The organism is Streptomyces sp. NPDC052225 (genome assembly GCF_040679615.1).
Classification (GTDB): domain Bacteria; phylum Actinomycetota; class Actinomycetes; order Streptomycetales; family Streptomycetaceae; genus Streptomyces.
The window spans coordinates 322,069-339,388 of record NZ_JBFAVD010000002.1 but is presented as its reverse complement, the minus strand read 5'-3'; the positions used below and the strand labels follow the sequence as shown (position 1 = coordinate 339,388).

The window sequence follows — 17,320 nt, the reverse complement described above, 5'->3', positions numbered from 1 at the left end:
CGTCTCACCGCCCCGAGGACCCCATGCCCGTACCCGTCGCCACGACCTCACCGTCCCCACCGCCGCTCGCCCCACCGCCGGCGCCCTCGCGCCGGTCCGCACTGCGGACCCTGCCTCGCCACCCCGTGTCCGTCGCCGCGCTCGCCGCCGTGTGCGCCGTCGGCGTCGGGATCGTCCTCGTCGTCGCCGCCGGAGCCGACCCCGCGACCGCGTGGCAGGCGCTCGACGAGGGGATGTTCGGCTCCGCGTACGCCGTCGGCAGCTCGCTGAACTCCGCCGCCGTCCTGGCCCTCATCGCCACCGGGTTCACCGTCGCCCACCGGGCCGGGCTCGTGAACGTAGGCGGAGAAGGGCAGTTGTGCGCCGGAGGGGTCGCCGCCGCGGCGGCCGGGCTCGCGCTGCCGGCCGCGGTGCCCGCCGCACTCGGCATACCCGTCGTGCTCGTCGCCGGGTTCGTCGCGGGCGCCCTGTGGGCCGGGATCGCCGCGTGGCTCAAAGCGCGGCGCGGCACCAGCGAGGTCATCACGACGCTGCTCCTGAACTTCGTCGGCACCGGGCTCGTCGCCGTCGCCGTGCACGAACAGGCCCTGCTGCGCCAGCCGGTGACGTCGGCGGAGACCCTGCCGCAGTCCGCGCCGCTGCCCGCCGGCGCCCAACTCCCTTTGATCGGCGGCCCGGAGTCGCCCGCGACGGCCGTCGTCGTCATCGCCGCCGTCGTGGTCGTGGCCACCGGCATCGCGCTGAAGCACACCTCGGTCGGGGTGAAGCTCGCCGCCGTCGGGCACACCCCGGCCGCCGCCGCGCGGCTCGGCCTTCCCGTACGGCGCCTCGAAGGCGGCGGCCTCGCCTTCGCGGGCGGTCTCGCCGGGGTCGCGGGCGCCGCCCTCGTCGCCACCGCCCCCTATGTGCTGGCCGAGCACTTCTCCTCCGGCTACGGGTTCTCCGGCCTCGTCGTCGGACTGCTCGCCCGCGGCTCACTGACCGCGGTCGCCGCCGCCTCGCTCCTGTTCGGCTTCCTCACCAGCGGCGGCATCAACCTCCAACTCGCCGCCCAGGTCCCCGCGTCGACCGTCCAGATCGTGCAGAGCGTGCTCGTCCTGTTCATCGCCGCCGCCATGCTGTTCACCACCCGCCGTACGAGGAGCACGCCATGAGCGCCGTCGTCGACGAACTCGCCTCCGGCGGCGTCCGGATGGCGCTGCCGCTGCTGCTCGCCTCCTCCGGTGAACTCCTCAGCGAACGCGCGGGCGTCCTCAACCTCTCCGTCGAAGGCATGATGCTCACCGGCGCCTTCGCGGGCGCCGCCGGTGCCCACGCCTCCGGCAGCGCGGGCGTCGGCGTCCTGGCCGCGCTCGCCGCCGGACTGCTCTTCGCCGCACTCCAAGCGCTGCTCAGCGTCACGCTGCGCGCCGACCAGATCGTCACCGGCATCACCGCCAACGCCCTCGCCCTCGGCGCGACGACGTACGGCTCCCGGCTCCTGTTCGGCGACGGCGCGGGCGACACGACACTGCCCGGCTTCGACCCGCTGCCCGTGCCCGGACTGCACCGCATCCCCGTCCTCGGGCCCGCCCTCTTCGAGCAGAGCGTGCTCGGCTACGCGGGCTTCGCCGTCGCCGCAGCCCTCGCGTTCGCCCTGAGCCGCCGGACGACCTGGGGGCTCGCCCTCGACGCCGTCGGCGAGGACGCCGTCACCGCCGACCGCTGCGGGCTGCCCGTACGGCCCGTGCGGTACGCGGCCGTGCTGCTCACCGGCGCCACCTCCGCCCTCGCCGGCGCCCACCTCGCCCTCTCCGAGGTCCACGCCTTCAGCGACAACATCACCGGCGGAATGGGCTATCTCGCCGTCGTCGCCGTGATCGCGGGCCGCTGGCGGGCCTGGCCCACGCTCCTCGCCTGCCTCGTCTTCGGCCTCGCACAGGCCCTCCAGTTCGCGGCACCCGCCATCGGCCTGCACCTGTCGGCGCCGCTCCTGACCACCCTCCCGTACGTCTTCGCGCTCCTCGCGGTGAGCGGTCTGGTCGGCCGCAGCCGTGCGCCGTCCGGGCTCACCGTCCCGTTCGTACGCGGCAGTTGACCTCCGCACGCTCCACCCACCCGCACTCGGGAGAACCCGCACGATGACCCTGATCCTCACCCGCTCCACCATCCGCGCGCTGCTCGCCGACGCCACCGAGGACATCGCCGCCGCCGTCGCGCGCGCCCACCGCGACCTCGCCCTGGGGCAGGCCGTGCTGCCCGCGCCGCCGGCCATGGGCCTGCCCGGCTCCGACGGTGCGTTCCTCGCCATGGCGGCGGCCTCCGCCACCGACGGCCTCGCCACCGTGAAGCTCCTCGCCGACCTGCCCGGCAACCGGGCCCGCGGGCTGCCCGCCCAGCGATCCACCGTCCTGGTCGCCGACACCGACACCGGCGCCTGCCTCGCCCTCCTCGACGGCGCCGAGATCACCCGGGTCCGTACCGCCGCCGCGACCGCCGTCGCCACCCGGGCCCTTGCCCGGCCCGACGCGACGACCCTCGGCCTGATCGGCACCGGGCCGCTGGCCCGCGCCCACGCCCGGGCGCTGCTGCCCGGCGGCCCGTACGGCCAGGTCGTCCTGTGGGGCCGCACCCCGGAGCACGCGCAGTCCCTCGCCACCTGGATCGGCGCCGAACTCGGCGTCCCCGCAAAGGTGTTGGCCGACCCCCGTGCAGTCACCGAGGCCGCCGACGTCCTGTGCACCCTCACCCCGTCCCGCGACCCCCTCGTGCACGGCGCCTGGTTCGCGCCCGGGCAGCACATCAACGCCGTCGGCGCCCCGCCCCGACCCGACCACAGGGAACTCGACACCGAGGCCGTCGTGCGCGCGACCGTCGTCGTCGACGCCTACGACACCGCCCGCGCCAAATCCGGCGAGATCCTCGTGCCGCTGGCCGAAGGCGCCTTGCGCGAGGACGACTTCCGCCGGGAACTCGGCGACGTCCTCACCGGCCGCGCCCCCGGCCGCACGTCCCGCGACGAGATCACCCTGTTCAACTCCGTCGGCGTCGGGCTCCAGGACCTCGCCGTGGCACGGCTGGTGATCGACCTGGCGCGGGAGCGCGGCGCGGGCACGGAGGTCGATCTCACCGGGTGACCTGGATGACCGTCACAGCCGCCGCCACCGGGCCTGCGCCCACGAGAACACGCCGAACACGGCGAGCCCCACCGCCACGGCCGCGAGCAGCCACGGCCCGGCGGGGGTGTGGCTGAAGGAACGCAGCGCGTCGTCCACGCCCTTGGCCTCGCCGGGCTTGTGCCGCACGGCCGCCACGAGGACGGAGGCGCCGACCGCGGCGAACACCGCGCCGCGCGCCGTCCCGCCGACCGTCCCGAGCACGTCCACGGCGCGGCGCTGCGCGGGCGACATCTCCCCGGTCCGCAGATGCTTGCGGTACTTGCGCAGCACCGCCCGCCCGGCGATCCACAGCCCCGCCCCGGCGATGCCCGCGCCCGCGGCGCCCACGATCCACTGGCCGCCGGGCCAGCCGAGCGCGGTCGCCGTGAGGTCCTTGGACTGCTCGTCGGAGCCGCCGCTTCCGCTGCCCCGGTCCCCGGCCGCGTAGGCAAGGACCGAGTAGGCGACCACTCCGTAGAACACGAAGCGGCCGGCGGCCATCAGCCGGTGCCCCGCACCGTCCCGGTCGAACAGTGCCTGGGAGAGCCGCCACAGGGCGAGGCCCACGATGCCCAGGCCCAGGGCCCACAGCAGGAAGCTGCCCAGCGGCTTGTGGGCGACCTCCGCCATCGCCCCGCCCCGGTCGGCCTGGCGCCCGCCGCCGTCGGAGAACGCGATGCGCAGCGCCAGGACGCCGATCAGCAGGTACACCACCCCGCGCGCAACGAAGCCCGCCCGGGTCACCGTCTCCATCGTCTTGCCGTCGGCCACCCGGCGTGCCTGGTAGCCGGCCCGACGTGTACTCGCGTCCATTCCCATGGTCGCCGGGTTCCCCGGGCGGGCCCGCCGACGCGTAAGGGAAAAGAGGTCGTGCCCGGGGTGATGAGGGTAGGGGACTCGGTTGGGACGGCCGCGCCGTCACTTTTCAGCAGGCAGACGTACGCCGGATCGACGAGGTGCTCGCTGTCCTCGACGACGCGGCCGGCCGGCTCGCTGCCCGCGGCATCGCGCAGTGGCCCGCCCGCTTCGAGGCGGAGTGGATCACCGACGCCCTGCGGCGCGGGGAGACCTGGCTCGTCGGCGTCGACGGCGACACCGCAGGGACCGTCACCCTGGACCGCTCCGACCCGCTGTGGGCGGACACCGGGGGAGCGGCCGGCTACGTCCACCGCATGGCCGTGCGCCGGACCGCCGCCGGACTCGGCGCTGTCGTCCTCGACTGGGCCGCCGACACCGTACGGCAGCAGGGCGCGCAGGCGCTCCGGCTGGACTGCGTGCGCTCCAACTCACGCCTGCGCGCCTACTACGAGAGCCGGGGCTTCGTCCACCGCGGCGACGCGGCCGTGGGCAGAGCCCCAGGTCAGCGCGGAGTCGAGGGGCCCGCGACCTGGGTGAGCCGCTACGAACGGGTGCTGAATCCGTGACTGCCCGCATGCCGTCGCCCGCGTCGGGATAATGGCTGCGTGACCGCACACCGCCACCCCAAGTCCCTTCCCCCGCACGGCACTTCGGTCGTCATCGTGGGCGCGGGGCCCGCCGGGCTCACCGTCGGCTGCGTCCTGCGGGCCGCCGGGATCGACTGCGTCGTCCTGGAGTGCGAGACGCGGGCGTTCATCGAGAGCCGCCCCCGGGCCGGCGTCATCGAGGAGTGGGCCGTGCGCGCCCTGGAGGAGCGCGGCCTCGCGGACACCCTGCTCAAGCGCGCTGAGCGGCACTCCGCCTGCGAGTTCCGCTTCGGCGGAGAGCAACACCGCTTCGACTACACCGAAGTGACGGGCTGTCACCATTTCGTCTATCCGCAGCCACTGCTCGTGACGGACCTGGTGCGCGAGTACGCCGACGTACGCGGCGGCGACATCCGGTTCGGCGCCCGCGACGTCCGTGTGAAGGGCATCGACACCGACCGGCCGACGGTCGCGTACACCTGCCCGGACACCGGCCGTCGCCAGGAGCTGCGCTGCGACTTCGTCGCGGGCTGCGACGGCGCGCGCGGCGTGAGCCGCTCCGCGCTGCCCGCCCGCCGGATCCGCGTGGCCCGCCACGACTACGGCATCGGCTGGCTCGCCCTGCTCGCCGAGGCGCCGCCGTCCGCCGACTGCGTCCTGTTCGGCATGCACCCCGACGGCTTCGCCGGTCAGATGCCGCGCAGCCCCGAGGTCACCCGCTACTACCTCCAGTGCGCGCCCGGCGACGACCCGGACAAGTGGAAACCCGCCCGCGTCTGGGACCAGCTGCACCGGCGGCTCGCGGCGGCCGGTGCCCCGCCGCTCATCGAGGGCACGCTGCTGGAGAAGCGCGTGCTCGACATGCACGACTACCTGGTCGAACCGATGGCGTACGGGCGGCTGTTCCTCGCGGGCGACGCGGCGCACCTCGTCGCGCCGATCGCGGCCAAGGGCATGAACCTCGCCCTGCACGACGCGTTCCTGCTCGGCGACGCCCTCGCCGCGCACTTCGCGGGCACCGGCGACGAGGGGCTCGCCACGTACTCGCGTGACTGCCTGCGCCGCGTCTGGGACTACCAGGAGTTCTCGCAGTGGCTGTCGGAGGTCTACCACGGGGTGTCGAGCCGCGACGCGTTCCGCGCGGGCACCACCCTCGCCCGGCTGCGCCGCCTTTTCACGTCCCCGGTGGCCGCGGCCGCCTTCGCCGAACAGTTCCTCGGCACGGCCGCACGGTACTGAGCCCGCGCCCCGGTGTCGGGGCGCGGGCTCCTTTCTCACGCGGCGGTGACCTTCACCGGCTCGGTACCGGCGCTGCTGTGGCGCGCGGCCCAGTTCTCCAGCGCGGTGCGGCAGGCGTGGTCCAGATGGTGCACGCCCGACAGATCCAGCTCGACGGGACGGTCCGCCGGCAGCGCCTCCAGGCTGTCCAGTATCTTCGGCAGCCGCAGGAACGTGGCGTTGCCCGACAGGTACGCCTGGATGGGACCCGCCCCCTTGTCTATGACGTCCAGCTTGATGTGCGAGGCGTCCCAGGCCGTCTTCATCACGGACAGCGCGAGGCCCACCAGGACCCCCTCGAACATGCTGACCGCGACGATCGACACGGCCGTGACCACCACGACGAGCACCTCGCCGCGGTGCTCGCGCCACAGCGTCACGAGGGCCCGTACGGGGATCAGCTTGGCGCCCGCGTGCACCAGGACACCCGCGAGCGCGGGGATCGGGATGTACGCGAGGACGCCCGGCAGCAGCGCCGCGAACAGCAGCAGCCACACGCCGTGCAGCACCCGGGACGCCTTGGTGCGCGCGCCCGCCTGCACGTTCGCCGAGCTGCGCACGATCACCGCGGTCATCGGCAGCGCGCCGAGCACGCCGCACACGGCGTTGCCCGCACCCTGCGCGACGAGTTCCTTGTCGTACGCGGTCCGCGGCCCGTCGTGCATCCGGTCCACGGCCGCCGCGCTGAACAGCGACTCCGCCGACGCGATCAGCGTGAACGCGACGATCGTGCCGAGCAGGCCGACACCGGCCAGTTCCCCGAACGCGTCGAGGGACGGCGGCTGGATGGACCCGAGCAGCCCGCTGACCTCGACGGTCGCCACCGGCGCGCCGAACACGAGCGCGGCGAGCGTCGCGAGGCCGACCGCGGCCAGCGGCGCGGGCACGACCCGGACGCGGCCCGGCAGCCGCCGCCAGAACACCAGCACCAGGACGGTGCCCGCGCCCAGCGCGAGCGAGGCCAGCGCCCGGGTGCTGCCGAGCGCGTCGACGAACGCCTCGGGCAGCCCCGCTATTTTGCCGAGCCCCGACTCGGGCGCCTTCGCGCCGACGAGCGAGTAGAGCTGGCCCGCGATGAGGACCAGGCCGATGCCGGCGAGCATGCCCTCGACCACGGACACCGAGATGGCCCGGAAGTAGCGGCCCAGCTTCAAGGCGCCCATCGCGATCTGGAGGACTCCGGTCGCCAGGACGACGACGCCGAGCACCGGCAGACCGAACGCGCGCACCGCCTCGTAGACGAGCACGGTCAACCCGGCTGCGGGGCCGGACACTTGCAGGCTGCTGCCGCGCATCAGGCCGGTGACGATGCCGCCCACGATGCCGGTGATCAGGCCGAGTTCGGCGGGGACGCCGGAGGCCACGGCGACCCCGACGCACAGCGGGAGCGCGACGAGGAAGACGACGAGGGACGCGGTGAAGTCCGCCTTGAGGTGCGGATACCTGGTCGACACGGTCATGGCGGCCCTCACAGCGTCTCGAACGTGTCGCTGTCGGCGCGGTGTTCGCGGACACCGCCGGTGTGCACCTCGTAGTACCAGGCGCGCAGCCGCAGGCGGCCGTCGGCGAGCCGCCGCTCGACGCACGGGTACGAGCGCAGCCGCAAGACCTGCGCGAGGACGTGCTGTTGGACGGCCGCGGAGACCGTGGGATCCGACGGGTCCTGCGACGAGGGCTCGTCGGCCGCGTGCGCGAGCCAGTCGCGCACGGCGGGCACCGCCGCCAGGTCGTCGCCGCGCACCAGCGCGCCGATCGCGCCGCAGTGCGAGTGACCGCACACGACGACGTCCTGGACGCCGAGGACCTCCACGGCGTACTCGATGGTCGCGGCCTCGCCGCTGGGGCGGCCGCTGGGATAGGGGGGAACGATGTTGCCCGCGGTGCGCAGCTCGAAGAGCTCGCCGGGGCGGGCGCCGGTGATGAGGGCCGGGACGACGCGTGAGTCGGAACAGGTGATGAACAGAACCTGCGGGGACTGGCCGTCGGCGAGCCGGGCGAACTCCTCAGGGCTCTTGCCGAACATTCGGGCGTGGTCGATGAGGGGCTGCATGTATGTGATTCCTCCTGGCGCGCTGTGGGGGCGCGTCGGGCGTGCAGGACAGGTAAGAAGGGCTGTCTCTGTCAGCAGCGGAAGACCTGAAGGGCCGCCGCCGTGAGGGCTCTTGAGGATCTCGTCGGCCGGAGCCGTGCGTCGCCGTGCGGCGACGGGTCCGGCGGGGTCACGGTGTCGGCCGCCACCGACACCACGTGCGGGCAGGGCGCTCCGGGAGAGGCCTGGGCGCCGCGCTGCCGGTCGCGGAAGCGGAGCCCCTCGACCGGGGCGGGCGCGTCCGTGCAGTCGACGGCGGACACGCTGCGCTCGTGCGTATGTGCGGGCGCGAACGGGTGTGCGGCCGTGAAGAACGGGAGAGCGAGCAGTACGGCGACGAACAGCGCCACCGCGCCGCGGCCCTGCCTCCCACCTCGGAACATGCACCCCCCTCTCGACCGTCCGCATGTCAAGACGATGCCAACGGTTGGTCAACCGAAGGTCAAGAGGCAGATTAACTCTGCAAAGTTGATCGGCGGGTTAACGGGATGTTGCGGCGCCGAGGAAGCGTGAAAAGTGCCGCTGGTTTGGCGTGAACCGACTACCAGGACAGCGGATAGCGCACCGGGTGGCCGCCCACACGGCCGGGCAACAGGCCGATCAGGACCAGGAGTACGGAGGCGAGCCCGAGCAGCGGGAGGAACGGCAGCGGGTGCGGGGCCTGGAGCACGACGATGACCGCGGTGGCCACGGCGGGGGAGTGGGAGAGGTGGGTGAGCATCATCGCGCCCACCGAGAGTCCGGCGGCGACCGCGGCGCTCCAGCCGTTGCTGCCGGCCGCGGCGAGGGTTCCGTAGCCGATGACGGCGGCTGTCAGGTGGCCCGCGACGAGGTTGCGGGGCTGGGATATCGGCAGGCCGGGCGCGCTGTGCACCAGGGCGGCGCTGGCCGCGAGCGGCGGGATGAGCAGCGGCTGGCGCAGGACGACCCCGACGGCGACGAGCAGCAGCAGGGTGCCGCTCGCGAAGACGGTGGTGCGCAGGACGTGCAGGGGGTGCGGTCGTGCGGGGGCGGCGGACGGGGGCGTGGACATACAGAGGCTTCCGGGGGCAGGGGAGGCGGGGCCCGGTGATCATAAACAGATTGTTGAATTCGAGGGGAAGTGTCTTGCCTCTCGGGCAAGGCGGCCGAGGGGCGGCCCGGGTGCGCCAGGTCCGCTCCGCAACAAGTTACTCAACCGTAACTCTCCTGGTGCTACCCGCGGTAACCCCGTTGCGGATAGCGTCCCCGCGGCGCGTGGGGACGGTGGGACGACCGGCCGCACGCCTCAACTCCCGCCTGTTCTCAGGAGGTTCGTCATGCCCGCACCCACCCGCCTGCTGGCCGCCGCCGTCACCGTCGCCGCCTGTCTGGGCGCGCAGGCCGTGCCCGCCGCGGCCGCCACCGGAGCCGACGAGGAGGTCTCGCGCGGCGTCACCATCCCGGCCTTCTACAACGCGCCCGCCGAACTGCCCGCCGCCGACGGCGCCCTGATCCGCAGCGAGCCGCTGCCGCTCGCGCTGAGCCTGCCCTCGCTGCACGGCCCGCTGCCCGGCACGGCGACGCGCCTGATGTACAAGACCACGGACTCGAACGGCAGGCCGGCCGCCGCGACCGGCGCCTACATCGAGCCCACCGCGAGATGGCGCGGCGCGGGTGCTCGCCCGCTCGTCGCCCTCGCCCCCGGCACCCAGGGACAGGGCGACCAGTGCGCCGCCTCGCTCGGCCTGGAACACCCCCTCAGGCTCAACGGCCGGACGGTCTCCGTCGGTTACGAGGACCTGGCCGTCTACCGCCTGCTCGCCAGGGGCGTCGCCGTTGTCGTGGTCGACTACATCGGACTCGGCGCGACCGACCGCCTGCACACCTACGTCAACCGGCTCGACGAGGCCCACGCCGTGCTCGACGCGGTGCGCGCCGCGCGGGGCCTGCGCCGGGCGACCGTCACGGGCGACTCGCGCGTCGGCCTCTTCGGCTACAGCCAGGGCGGCGGCGCCACCGCCGCGGCCGCCGAGATCCAGGCCACGTACGCGCCCGACGTCCGGCTCTCCGGCACCTACGCGGGTGCGCCCCCGGCGGACCTCACCGCGACGACCAAGGCCATCGACGGCACCGACCTGGTGGGCGCACTCGGCTGGTCGCTCAACGGGTTCCTCCAGTCCGACCCCGAACTGCGGCCCATCGCCGAGAAGTACCTCAACGACAAGGGGCGCGCGGCGCTCAAGGACCTGTCGACCATGTGCGTCGGCGACGCCATCTTCGGCTACTCCTCGCGGCGCAGCACGTCCTGGACCACCGGAGGCCGGAGCCTGGAGCAGATCATCCAGGCCGAGCCGCGCCTTCAGGCGTTCCTCGCCGAGCAGCGCATCGGCACCATGAAGCCGTCCGGGCCCGTCCGCGTGGCCACCGGCGTCAGCGACAACCTCGTCCCGCACGGGCAGGCGCGCGAACTCGCCGTCGACTGGTGCGGACGCGGTGCGCAGGTCACGTACAAGCCGGTCGTCCTGCCCGATGTCGGCCGCGCCCTGATCAACCACTTCGCGCCGCTCCTGACCGACCAGGGGCCGGCCGTGGACTGGCTGACCGACCGGCTGTCCGGCGAACCGACGGGCTCGAACTGCGGGACGCTGCCCAGCAGGCCGTGACGCCGTGACGGCGGAAAAGGAGAGGTGACGGCGGCGGCGCCGTGGCAGCATGCCCGGGCTTCCACGCCTTGCTGTTCATGCCGCCCGAAGGGAATCCCCGCGTGCCCCGTGCCGTCACCCTGATCCGCTCCGCCGCCCTGTCCGACGTCGCCGAGTACGCGTACGCGGCGACCGCCCCGGCCGAGGCACGGCTCGTCTTCCTCGCCGGGGCCTGCCCGCTGGAGAAGGACGGGTCGACCGCCGCCGTCGGCGACTACGCGGGCCAGGCCGCCAAGTGCGTCGAGAACCTGCGCACCGCCCTCGCCGCGGCGGGCGCCGACCTCGGCGACGTCATCAGCACCCGCGTGCTCGTCGCCTCCACGCGCCGGCCGGACCTGGTCGCCGCCTGGCAGGTGGTGCGCGACGCCTTCGGTGAGCACGACGTGCCCAGCACCCTGATGGGCGTGACGGTCCTCGGCTACCACGATCAGCTCGTGGAGATCGAGGCCGTCGCCGCCGTGCTCGACGACTGACCGGGACCGCTACCGCTCGCGCAGCGCGGCCAGGGCCTTGTCCGCGTGCGCGCTCATCCGGAACTCGCTGCGCACGACCTCGCGCACCCGCCGGTCGGTACCGATCACGAAGGTGGCGCGCTTGGTCGGCAGCGGCCCGAACCCCCGTGCCACACCGAACCGTTCGCGCACGACGCCCTCCGGGTCGGACAGCAGCGGGAACCCGAGCGTGTGCCGCCCGGCGAACTCCCGCTGCTTGTCCACCGGGTCGGAGCTGATGCCCACCGGGCGCGCCCCCACCGCCGCGAACTCGGCGGCCAGATCCCGGAAGTGACAGGCCTCCGCGGTGCAGCCCGGCGTCATCGCGGCGGGGTAGAAGAACACCACCACGGGCCCCTCCGCCAGCAGGGACGACAGACTCGTGGGCGTGCCCGTCTCATCGGGCAGCGTGAAGTCCTCGACGACGGAACCGACGCGGATACGGGGCGATGCGCTCATGGGGTCTGTCTCCCGACGGGTGGGATCGGCTGTCCGTGCCCCGTGATCCTACTCAGCGGTAGGAGGGCGGGGGCCGGCCGGCGGCCGCGCCGGGACGTACGGCCCCTGACCCGGGCGGCCCCGCCTCCCGCACCCTGAGGACGGATGCACACGCGGGAGGTGGGGGTCATGAACCACAAGGTGCTGAACGCGGCGGAGCTGGAGAAGTGGATCTCGGCGGCGGTCGCGGCGCCGTCCCTCCACAACTCCCAGCCGTGGACGTTCCGCCTCGACACCGACACCACGTCGCTCGAAGTGCGTGCGGCTCCCGAGCGGGGGCTGCGCGCGGTCGACGCGACCGGAAGGGCGCTGCACCTGTCGGTGGGCGCCGCCGTCTTCAACCTCCGTGTAGCGGTGGCTCATTCGGGCTGGCTGCCGCTGACCCGGCTGCTGCCGGACCCGGACGACCCCGGTCTGCTCGCGCGGGTGCGGATCGCTCCCGCCGTCGTACGCGCCACCCCCGGGCACCGCCCCGATCTGTTCGACGTGATCTGGCGGCGGCACAGCAGCAGGTTCCCGTTCTCCGACCGCCCGGTCCCCGCCGACGTACGGGCCGAACTCGCCGAGGCCGCCCATGCGAACGGCGCAGTCCTCACCTTCCCGGGCCCCGCCGAGCGGGCCGTGGCGCTGCGCCTCACGGCCGAGGCCGAACAGCGCAACCGCAAGGACGCAGTGCGCGGCGCGGAGAGCCGGCGGTGGGTGCGCAGGGACGGCTGCCAGGACACCGTCGGGGCCGGCATGCCGCGCGCCGTCCTCGGCCCGCAGGACGCGCGCGATGTGGTGCCGATGCGGGACTTCACCGCACGCCGGCACCGCGACACTCTCCCCGCCCAGGACTTCGAACGCACGCCTGCCATCGCCGTGTTGACCACCTCGCACGACCGGCGCGCCGACTGGCTGCGCGCGGGACAGGCCCTGGAGCACGTCCTCCTCGTGGCCACCGCCCACCAGGTGCGCTCCTCGCTGCTCCACCAGGCTATGGAGTGGCCCGACCTGCGCAGGAAGCTCAGCGCCTCGCCCGACCACCTGGGCCACGCGCACATGGTCGTACGCCTGGGATACGGACCCGAGGGGCCCGCCACGCCGCGCCGCCCCTGGGGCGATGTGTACGCGGAATGAGGTGCGCCCCGCTCAGAGCCTGTCGTTGACCCCCGCCTGCGCCCCGACGTCCGGTGCGCCCGCCCTTCGGGCGAACGACGCGGGTTCAAAGACAGGCTCTTACCGGCCGGGTACGGCCAGCGGCACCGACCAGTCGAGGACCGTGCCCGCCGGTTCGCCGGACGACAGCGTGAACGTACCGCCGAGGTTCTCGGCGCGGGAGCGGATGTTGGCCAGGCCGCTGCGGCGCACGGCGGACGGCGCCATGCCGCGCCCGTTGTCCGTGACGCGCAGCCGCAGCCGGCCCTCCCCGGCCTCGGCGGCGATCTCCACGGCGGTGGCGCCCGCGTGCCGCGCCACGTTCGACAGGGCCTCGCGCACCACGGCGAGCAGGTGCTGGGCGCGGTCGTCGCTGACCGAGGTGTCGAGCAGGCCGCTCATCCGCAGCGCCGGGGTGAACCCGAGGGTCTCCGTCGCCCGGCCCACCTGGGCGACGAGCCGGGCGCGCAGCCCCGCCGCCTCCGCGCGGTTGCTCTCGCGCAGCGCGTAGATCGTGGAGCGCACCACCTGGATCGTGTCGTCCAGATCCTCGACCACGCGCCGCACCCGGTCGGCGGCCTCGGGCCGGTCGGTGATCCGGCCGAGCACCGACTGAAGGCTCAGGCCGCTCGCGAACAGCCGCTGGATGGCCAGGTCGTGCAGGTCCCGCGCGATCCGGTCCCGGTCGTTGAGGACGAGCAACTCCTCGGCTTCCCTGCGGTGTTCGGCGATCTCCAGGGCGATCCCCGCATGCCCCGCGAAGCCGGTGATCATGTCGATGGTGGGTTCGGGGAAGACGGGCCCGCCGTGCCGGTTCGCGACCTGGAGCACCCCGCGCACATGCTCGCGCGTGCCGAGCGGCAGCAGGAACGCCGAGCCGAGCCGGGGCCCTGTCGCCTGCGCCGGCTCGTCCCGGGCGTCCTCGCTCAGGGCCGCGCTGATCAGCGTCTCGCCGGAGCCGAACACCTTCGCGGCCAGACTGGTCCCGGCGGGCAGCGCCAGACCGCGCAGCCGCTCCGCGTCCTGGCCGTCCGCCGCCTCCACCACGAGATCGCCGGTGTCGCCGACGGGCACCGCGAGCGTGACGAGATCCGCCTCGGACAGCTCGCGCACCGTGGCCGTGAACGAGTGCAGGACCTCGGTGGGATCGGCGCCCGACAGCAGCGTGCGGGTGAGGTCGCTGCTGGCCGCGAGCCACCGCTCGCGGCGCCGGGCGTCCTCGTACAGGCGCGCGTTGTCGATCGCGACCCCGGCCGCGGCGCCGAGCGTGCGCAGTATCGCCTCGTCCTCCGAGTCGAAGGGCCGGCCGCCGCTCTTCTCCGTCAGATACAGATTGCCGAAGACGCGGTCCCTGACCTGGACCGGGGTGCCGAGGAACGTCGTCATCGGCGGATGGCCCTCGGGAAAGCCCACCGAGTCCGGATGGTCGCTCAGGACGGGCAGCCGCAGCGGGTACGGCTCCCGGATGAGCAGGCCCAGGATGCCCTCGCCCTGCGGGTAGTGGCCGATGCGGGCGATGGTCTCCTCGTCGATGCCGACGGTGATGAACTGCTTGATGCCGCCTTCCTCGCCGACCACCCCGAGCGCGCCGTACCGGCAGTCGACCACCTGCGTCGCCGACTCCACGATCCGGCGCAGCACCACGTCGAGATCCAGGTCGCTGCCGATCGCGAGCACCGCGTCCAGCAGGGCGTGCACCCGGTTCTGGGTGCCGCGTACCCGCTGCACCTGCTCCTGGAGCTCCTCCAGGAGCACATCGAGCCGGAACGAGGGCGTCGCCGCCGCGGCGGACTCCGGCCCCGGTGGATCTTCTGCGCCCAGGCTCATGACCGCCCCCCCAACTCGCCCCGGAATGCTGCCATGATGCCTCATCCACGCGGCCGCTGTTCGAGCATGTGTGTGAAGTCAGAGGGTTACCGGCCCCTCGTCAGCCGCGAGCGCCGCCCGGCCCGCCTCCAGCCGGGCCACCGGCACCCGGAACGGCGAGCACGAGACGTAGTCGAGCCCCGCGTCGTGGAAGAAGCGCACGGAGGCCGGGTCGCCACCGTGTTCGCCGCACACGCCGATCGTCAGCCCTGGGCGGACGGCCCGGCCCTCCGCGACCGCGGACTCCACGAGCCGGCCCACCCCCTGACGGTCGATCGTCTCGAACGGCGAGACGGGGAAGACGCCCTTGGCGAGATAGGCGGAGAAGAACGCCGCCTCGACGTCGTCCCGCGAGAAGCCCCACGTCGTCTGCGTCAGATCGTTCGTGCCGAAGGAGAAGAACTCGGCCACCGCGGCGATGTCGCCCGCGGTCAGCGCGGCCCGGGGCAGCTCGATCATCGTGCCCACAGGGCAGTCGACGCCGACGCCCGACGCCTGTGACACCTCGGCGAGAACCCGCTCCACCTCCTCGCGGACCAGGCGCAGTTCCTCGACCGTGGCGATCAGCGGCACCATGATCTCGGCGCGCGGCTGTCCGCCCGCCGACCGGCAGGCCACGACGGCCTCCGCGATCGCCCGTACCTGCATGGCCACCAGACCGGGCACGACCAGACCGAGGCGCACCCCGCGCAGCCCCAGCATCGGATTGCGTTCGTGCATTCGCTCCACCGCGTCGAGCAGCGCGACGTCGTGCGGGTCGGGCTGCTTCGCGGTGGCGACGCGGACGGCCAGTTCGGTGCGGTCGGGCAGGAACTCGTGCAGCGGCGGATCGAGCAGCCGGATGGTGACCGGCATCCCGTCCATCGCCGTCAGGATCCCGACGAAGTCCGCCCGCTGCAGCGGCAGCAGCGCGTCCAGGGCCGCCGCGCGCTCGGCGTCCGTGTGCGCCAGGATCATCGCCTCGACCAGCCGCCGCCGCTCGCCGAGGAACATGTGCTCGGTACGGCACAGACCGATGCCCTGCGCCCCGAACCGCCGCGCCCGCGCCGCGTCCTCGGGGGTGTCGGCGTTGGCCCGCACCTCGAGACGGCGCACCTGGTCGGCCCGGCGCAGGGCGCCCGCCACCGCCTCGACGACACCGTCCGCCTGCTCGCCGGTCTCGAAGTACCGCATCACCGCGGAGTCGGTGAGCGGGACCGCACCGGCGTACACGGCGCCGTCCGTCCCGTCGACCGACAGCACGGTGCCCTCCTCGACGACGACGCCGTCCACGACGAGCCGCCGCCCGCGCGCGTCCACCGTGAGCCGCTCGGCGCCGCACACGCACACCTTGCCCATGCCGCGGGCGACCACCGCGGCATGGCTGGTCTTGCCGCCGCGTGCGGTCAGGACGGCCTGCGCGGCGACCATGCCGGGCAGGTCGTCGGGGGTGGTCTCCTCACGGACGAGGATCACCCGCTCCCCGGCGGCCGCCCGCCGCACGGCCGCGGCGGAGTCGAACACGGCCGCGCCCACGGCGGCCCCCGGCGACGCGGGCACCCCGTGCGCCAGCGGTTCGCCGGTCGCCGACGCGTCGAAGCGCGGGAACATCAGCCGCGCGAGACCTTCCCCGCCGACCCGGGTCAGCGCCTCGTCCGCGTCGATGCGCCCCTCGTCGGCCAGCGCGGCCGCGATGGTGAACGCCGCCTCGGCGGTGCGCTGCCCCACCCGGGTCTGCAGCATCCACAGCGTGCCCCGCTCGATGGTGAACTCGACGTCGCACAGATCCCGGTAGTGCTGCTCCAACACCCGCAGATGGCCCATGAGTTGGCCGTAGGCGATCGGGTCGATGTCCTCCAGGTCGGCCAGCGGCACCGTGTTGCGCACGCCCGCGACGACGTCCTCGCCCTGCGCGTCCGGGAGGTAGTCGCCGTACGCGCCCCGGCGCCCGGTCGCCGGGTCCCGGGTGAACGCGACACCGCTGCCGGATCCGGCGCCCAGATTGCCGAAGACCATGCGCTGCACGGTCACGGCGGTGCCCAGGTCGTCGGGGATGTGCGCGCGGCGCCGATAGAGGCGGGCCCGCTCCCCGTTCCACGACGCGAACACGGCGCGCACGGCGCGGCGCAGCTGCTCGGCCGGGTCCTGCGGGAATTCCTCGCCGGTCACGTCGCGGATCAACGCCTTGTACGTGACGGTGAGTTCGGCCAGATCGGAGGCGCTGAGGCTGACGTCGTCCGGCGCGCCCACGAACTCCTTGAGCCGGGCGAGGGCCCGCTCGAACAGCTCCGCGTCGACGCCCATCACCGTACTGCCGAACATCTGGAGCAGCCGGCGGTAGGAGTCCCAGGCGAATCGGTCGCTGCCGGACACCTTGGCGAGGCCAGCCACCCCGGCGTCGGTCAGGCCCACGTCCAGGACCGTCTCCATCATGCCGGGCATGGAGAAGCGGGCCCCCGAGCGCACGGACAGCAGCAGCGGATCGTCCGGCTGCCCGAGCCTGCGCCCGGCGGACGCTTCGAGCGCGGCCAGGTGATCGGCCAACTCGCCCGCCAGGGAAGGCGGTTCGGCTCCCGTGGTGAGGAAGACGCGGCAGGCCTCGGTGGTCACGGTGAAACCGGGCGGCACCGGCAGCCCCAGGCGGGCCATCTCGGCGAGCCCAGCTCCCTTGCCGCCGAGCAGGGCGGCCATGGACCGGCTGCCCTCGGTGAAGTCGTACACGTAGGGGACCATGACG

Annotated in this window: 16 protein-coding genes; 8 read left to right on the top strand and 8 right to left on the bottom strand. The window is 73.9% G+C overall.

Annotated elements, in window-relative coordinates; translation table 11 throughout:
* The first annotated feature begins 23 nt into the window (after positions 1-23).
* From AB0L37_RS04760 to AB0L37_RS04750, 3 genes are read left to right on the top strand one after another with little or no spacing between them, the layout of a single operon-like run.
* The gene (locus AB0L37_RS04760; RefSeq protein ID WP_365500102.1) at positions 24-1,154 is read left to right on the top strand and encodes an ABC transporter permease; all 1,131 of its coding nucleotides are present in this window, start codon (positions 24-26) and stop codon (positions 1,152-1,154) included.
* Entirely contained in the window at positions 1,151-2,077 is a 927-nt protein-coding gene (locus AB0L37_RS04755; RefSeq protein ID WP_365500099.1) for an ABC transporter permease, read from the top strand. The genes AB0L37_RS04760 and AB0L37_RS04755 overlap by 4 nt, the downstream gene beginning before the upstream one ends.
* Before the next feature lie 43 nt (positions 2,078-2,120).
* Entirely contained in the window at positions 2,121-3,116 is a 996-nt protein-coding gene (locus AB0L37_RS04750) for an ornithine cyclodeaminase family protein (protein ID WP_365500096.1), read from the top strand.
* Positions 3,117-3,128: 12 nt separating this feature from the next.
* Here the strand turns inward: AB0L37_RS04750 and AB0L37_RS04745 are convergent, their stop codons facing one another.
* Positions 3,129-3,890 carry a DUF1206 domain-containing protein gene (locus tag AB0L37_RS04745; RefSeq protein ID WP_365500580.1) on the bottom strand — a complete coding sequence of 254 codons (762 nt, stop codon included), beginning with the start codon at positions 3,888-3,890 and terminating at the stop codon, positions 3,129-3,131.
* Positions 3,891-4,093: 203 nt separating this feature from the next.
* Between AB0L37_RS04745 and AB0L37_RS04740 the strand changes: the two genes are divergently transcribed.
* Together AB0L37_RS04740 and AB0L37_RS04735 are read left to right on the top strand one after the other, a co-directional pair.
* Positions 4,094-4,561, top strand: coding sequence for a GNAT family N-acetyltransferase (locus tag AB0L37_RS04740; RefSeq protein ID WP_365500093.1), 468 nt, complete (start codon positions 4,094-4,096; stop codon positions 4,559-4,561).
* Positions 4,562-4,600: 39 nt separating this feature from the next.
* A complete protein-coding gene (locus AB0L37_RS04735) occupies positions 4,601-5,821 on the top strand; it encodes a 4-hydroxybenzoate 3-monooxygenase (RefSeq protein WP_365500090.1) in 1,221 nt (406 codons plus the stop codon).
* Positions 5,822-5,856: 35 nt separating this feature from the next.
* Here AB0L37_RS04735 and AB0L37_RS04730 read toward each other — a convergent pair whose 3' ends face one another.
* The 4 genes from AB0L37_RS04730 to AB0L37_RS04715 form a co-directional block, all read right to left on the bottom strand.
* Complete coding sequence (locus AB0L37_RS04730) at positions 5,857-7,320, bottom strand: SulP family inorganic anion transporter (protein WP_365500087.1); 1,464 nt, start codon at positions 7,318-7,320, stop codon at positions 5,857-5,859.
* An 8-nt stretch (positions 7,321-7,328) separates the two neighbouring features.
* Positions 7,329-7,910: a carbonic anhydrase gene (locus AB0L37_RS04725; RefSeq protein WP_365500084.1), complete on the bottom strand. Its 582-nt coding sequence runs from the start codon at positions 7,908-7,910 to the stop codon at positions 7,329-7,331.
* Positions 7,911-7,981: 71 nt separating this feature from the next.
* Positions 7,982-8,332: a hypothetical protein gene (locus tag AB0L37_RS04720; RefSeq protein ID WP_365500081.1), complete on the bottom strand. Its 351-nt coding sequence runs from the start codon at positions 8,330-8,332 to the stop codon at positions 7,982-7,984.
* Between the two features lie 158 nt (positions 8,333-8,490).
* Positions 8,491-8,982 carry an HPP family protein gene (locus tag AB0L37_RS04715; protein WP_365500078.1) on the bottom strand — a complete coding sequence of 164 codons (492 nt, stop codon included), beginning with the start codon at positions 8,980-8,982 and terminating at the stop codon, positions 8,491-8,493.
* Between the two features lie 265 nt (positions 8,983-9,247).
* Here AB0L37_RS04715 and AB0L37_RS04710 point away from each other — a divergent pair, with 265 nt between their 5' ends.
* Both AB0L37_RS04710 and AB0L37_RS04705 read left to right on the top strand, forming a co-directional pair.
* Positions 9,248-10,573, top strand: coding sequence for a lipase family protein (locus AB0L37_RS04710; RefSeq protein ID WP_365500075.1), 1,326 nt, complete (start codon positions 9,248-9,250; stop codon positions 10,571-10,573).
* A gap of 101 nt (positions 10,574-10,674) precedes the next feature.
* Positions 10,675-11,085, top strand: a complete 411-nt coding sequence (locus AB0L37_RS04705; RefSeq protein ID WP_365500072.1) for a RidA family protein — start codon at positions 10,675-10,677, stop codon at positions 11,083-11,085.
* A gap of 9 nt (positions 11,086-11,094) precedes the next feature.
* Here the strand turns inward: AB0L37_RS04705 and AB0L37_RS04700 are convergent, their stop codons facing one another.
* Complete coding sequence (locus AB0L37_RS04700) at positions 11,095-11,562, bottom strand: peroxiredoxin (protein ID WP_365500069.1); 468 nt, start codon at positions 11,560-11,562, stop codon at positions 11,095-11,097.
* Positions 11,563-11,730: 168 nt separating this feature from the next.
* On the opposite strand from AB0L37_RS04700, the gene AB0L37_RS04695 reads away from it, so the two are divergent.
* A complete protein-coding gene (locus tag AB0L37_RS04695; RefSeq protein WP_365500066.1) occupies positions 11,731-12,720 on the top strand; it encodes a hypothetical protein in 990 nt (329 codons plus the stop codon).
* 99 nt (positions 12,721-12,819) lie between these two features.
* Here AB0L37_RS04695 and AB0L37_RS04690 read toward each other — a convergent pair whose 3' ends face one another.
* Positions 12,820-14,565: a GAF domain-containing sensor histidine kinase gene (locus AB0L37_RS04690; protein WP_365500063.1), complete on the bottom strand. Its 1,746-nt coding sequence runs from the start codon at positions 14,563-14,565 to the stop codon at positions 12,820-12,822.
* A gap of 78 nt (positions 14,566-14,643) precedes the next feature.
* Positions 14,644-17,316 carry a pyruvate, phosphate dikinase gene (gene ppdK, locus AB0L37_RS04685; RefSeq protein ID WP_365500061.1) on the bottom strand — a complete coding sequence of 891 codons (2,673 nt, stop codon included), beginning with the start codon at positions 17,314-17,316 and terminating at the stop codon, positions 14,644-14,646.
* Positions 17,317-17,320 lie beyond the last annotated feature (4 nt).

Coding starts and splice junctions, on each gene's coding strand:
- AB0L37_RS04690 (WP_365500063.1), bottom strand. CDS start 14,565: ATGAGCCTGGGCGCAGAAGATCCACCGGGGCCGGAGTCCGCCGCGGCG.
- AB0L37_RS04720 (WP_365500081.1), bottom strand. CDS start 8,332: ATGTTCCGAGGTGGGAGGCAGGGCCGCGGCGCGGTGGCGCTGTTCGTC.
- AB0L37_RS04700 (WP_365500069.1), bottom strand. CDS start 11,562: ATGAGCGCATCGCCCCGTATCCGCGTCGGTTCCGTCGTCGAGGACTTC.
- AB0L37_RS04730 (WP_365500087.1), bottom strand. CDS start 7,320: ATGACCGTGTCGACCAGGTATCCGCACCTCAAGGCGGACTTCACCGCG.
- AB0L37_RS04695 (WP_365500066.1), top strand. CDS start 11,731: ATGAACCACAAGGTGCTGAACGCGGCGGAGCTGGAGAAGTGGATCTCG.
- AB0L37_RS04750 (WP_365500096.1), top strand. CDS start 2,121: ATGACCCTGATCCTCACCCGCTCCACCATCCGCGCGCTGCTCGCCGAC.
- AB0L37_RS04760 (WP_365500102.1), top strand. CDS start 24: ATGCCCGTACCCGTCGCCACGACCTCACCGTCCCCACCGCCGCTCGCC.
- AB0L37_RS04745 (WP_365500580.1), bottom strand. CDS start 3,890: ATGGAGACGGTGACCCGGGCGGGCTTCGTTGCGCGCGGGGTGGTGTAC.
- ppdK (WP_365500061.1), bottom strand. CDS start 17,316: ATGGTCCCCTACGTGTACGACTTCACCGAGGGCAGCCGGTCCATGGCC.
- AB0L37_RS04725 (WP_365500084.1), bottom strand. CDS start 7,910: ATGCAGCCCCTCATCGACCACGCCCGAATGTTCGGCAAGAGCCCTGAG.
- AB0L37_RS04755 (WP_365500099.1), top strand. CDS start 1,151: ATGAGCGCCGTCGTCGACGAACTCGCCTCCGGCGGCGTCCGGATGGCG.
- AB0L37_RS04710 (WP_365500075.1), top strand. CDS start 9,248: ATGCCCGCACCCACCCGCCTGCTGGCCGCCGCCGTCACCGTCGCCGCC.
- AB0L37_RS04715 (WP_365500078.1), bottom strand. CDS start 8,982: ATGTCCACGCCCCCGTCCGCCGCCCCCGCACGACCGCACCCCCTGCAC.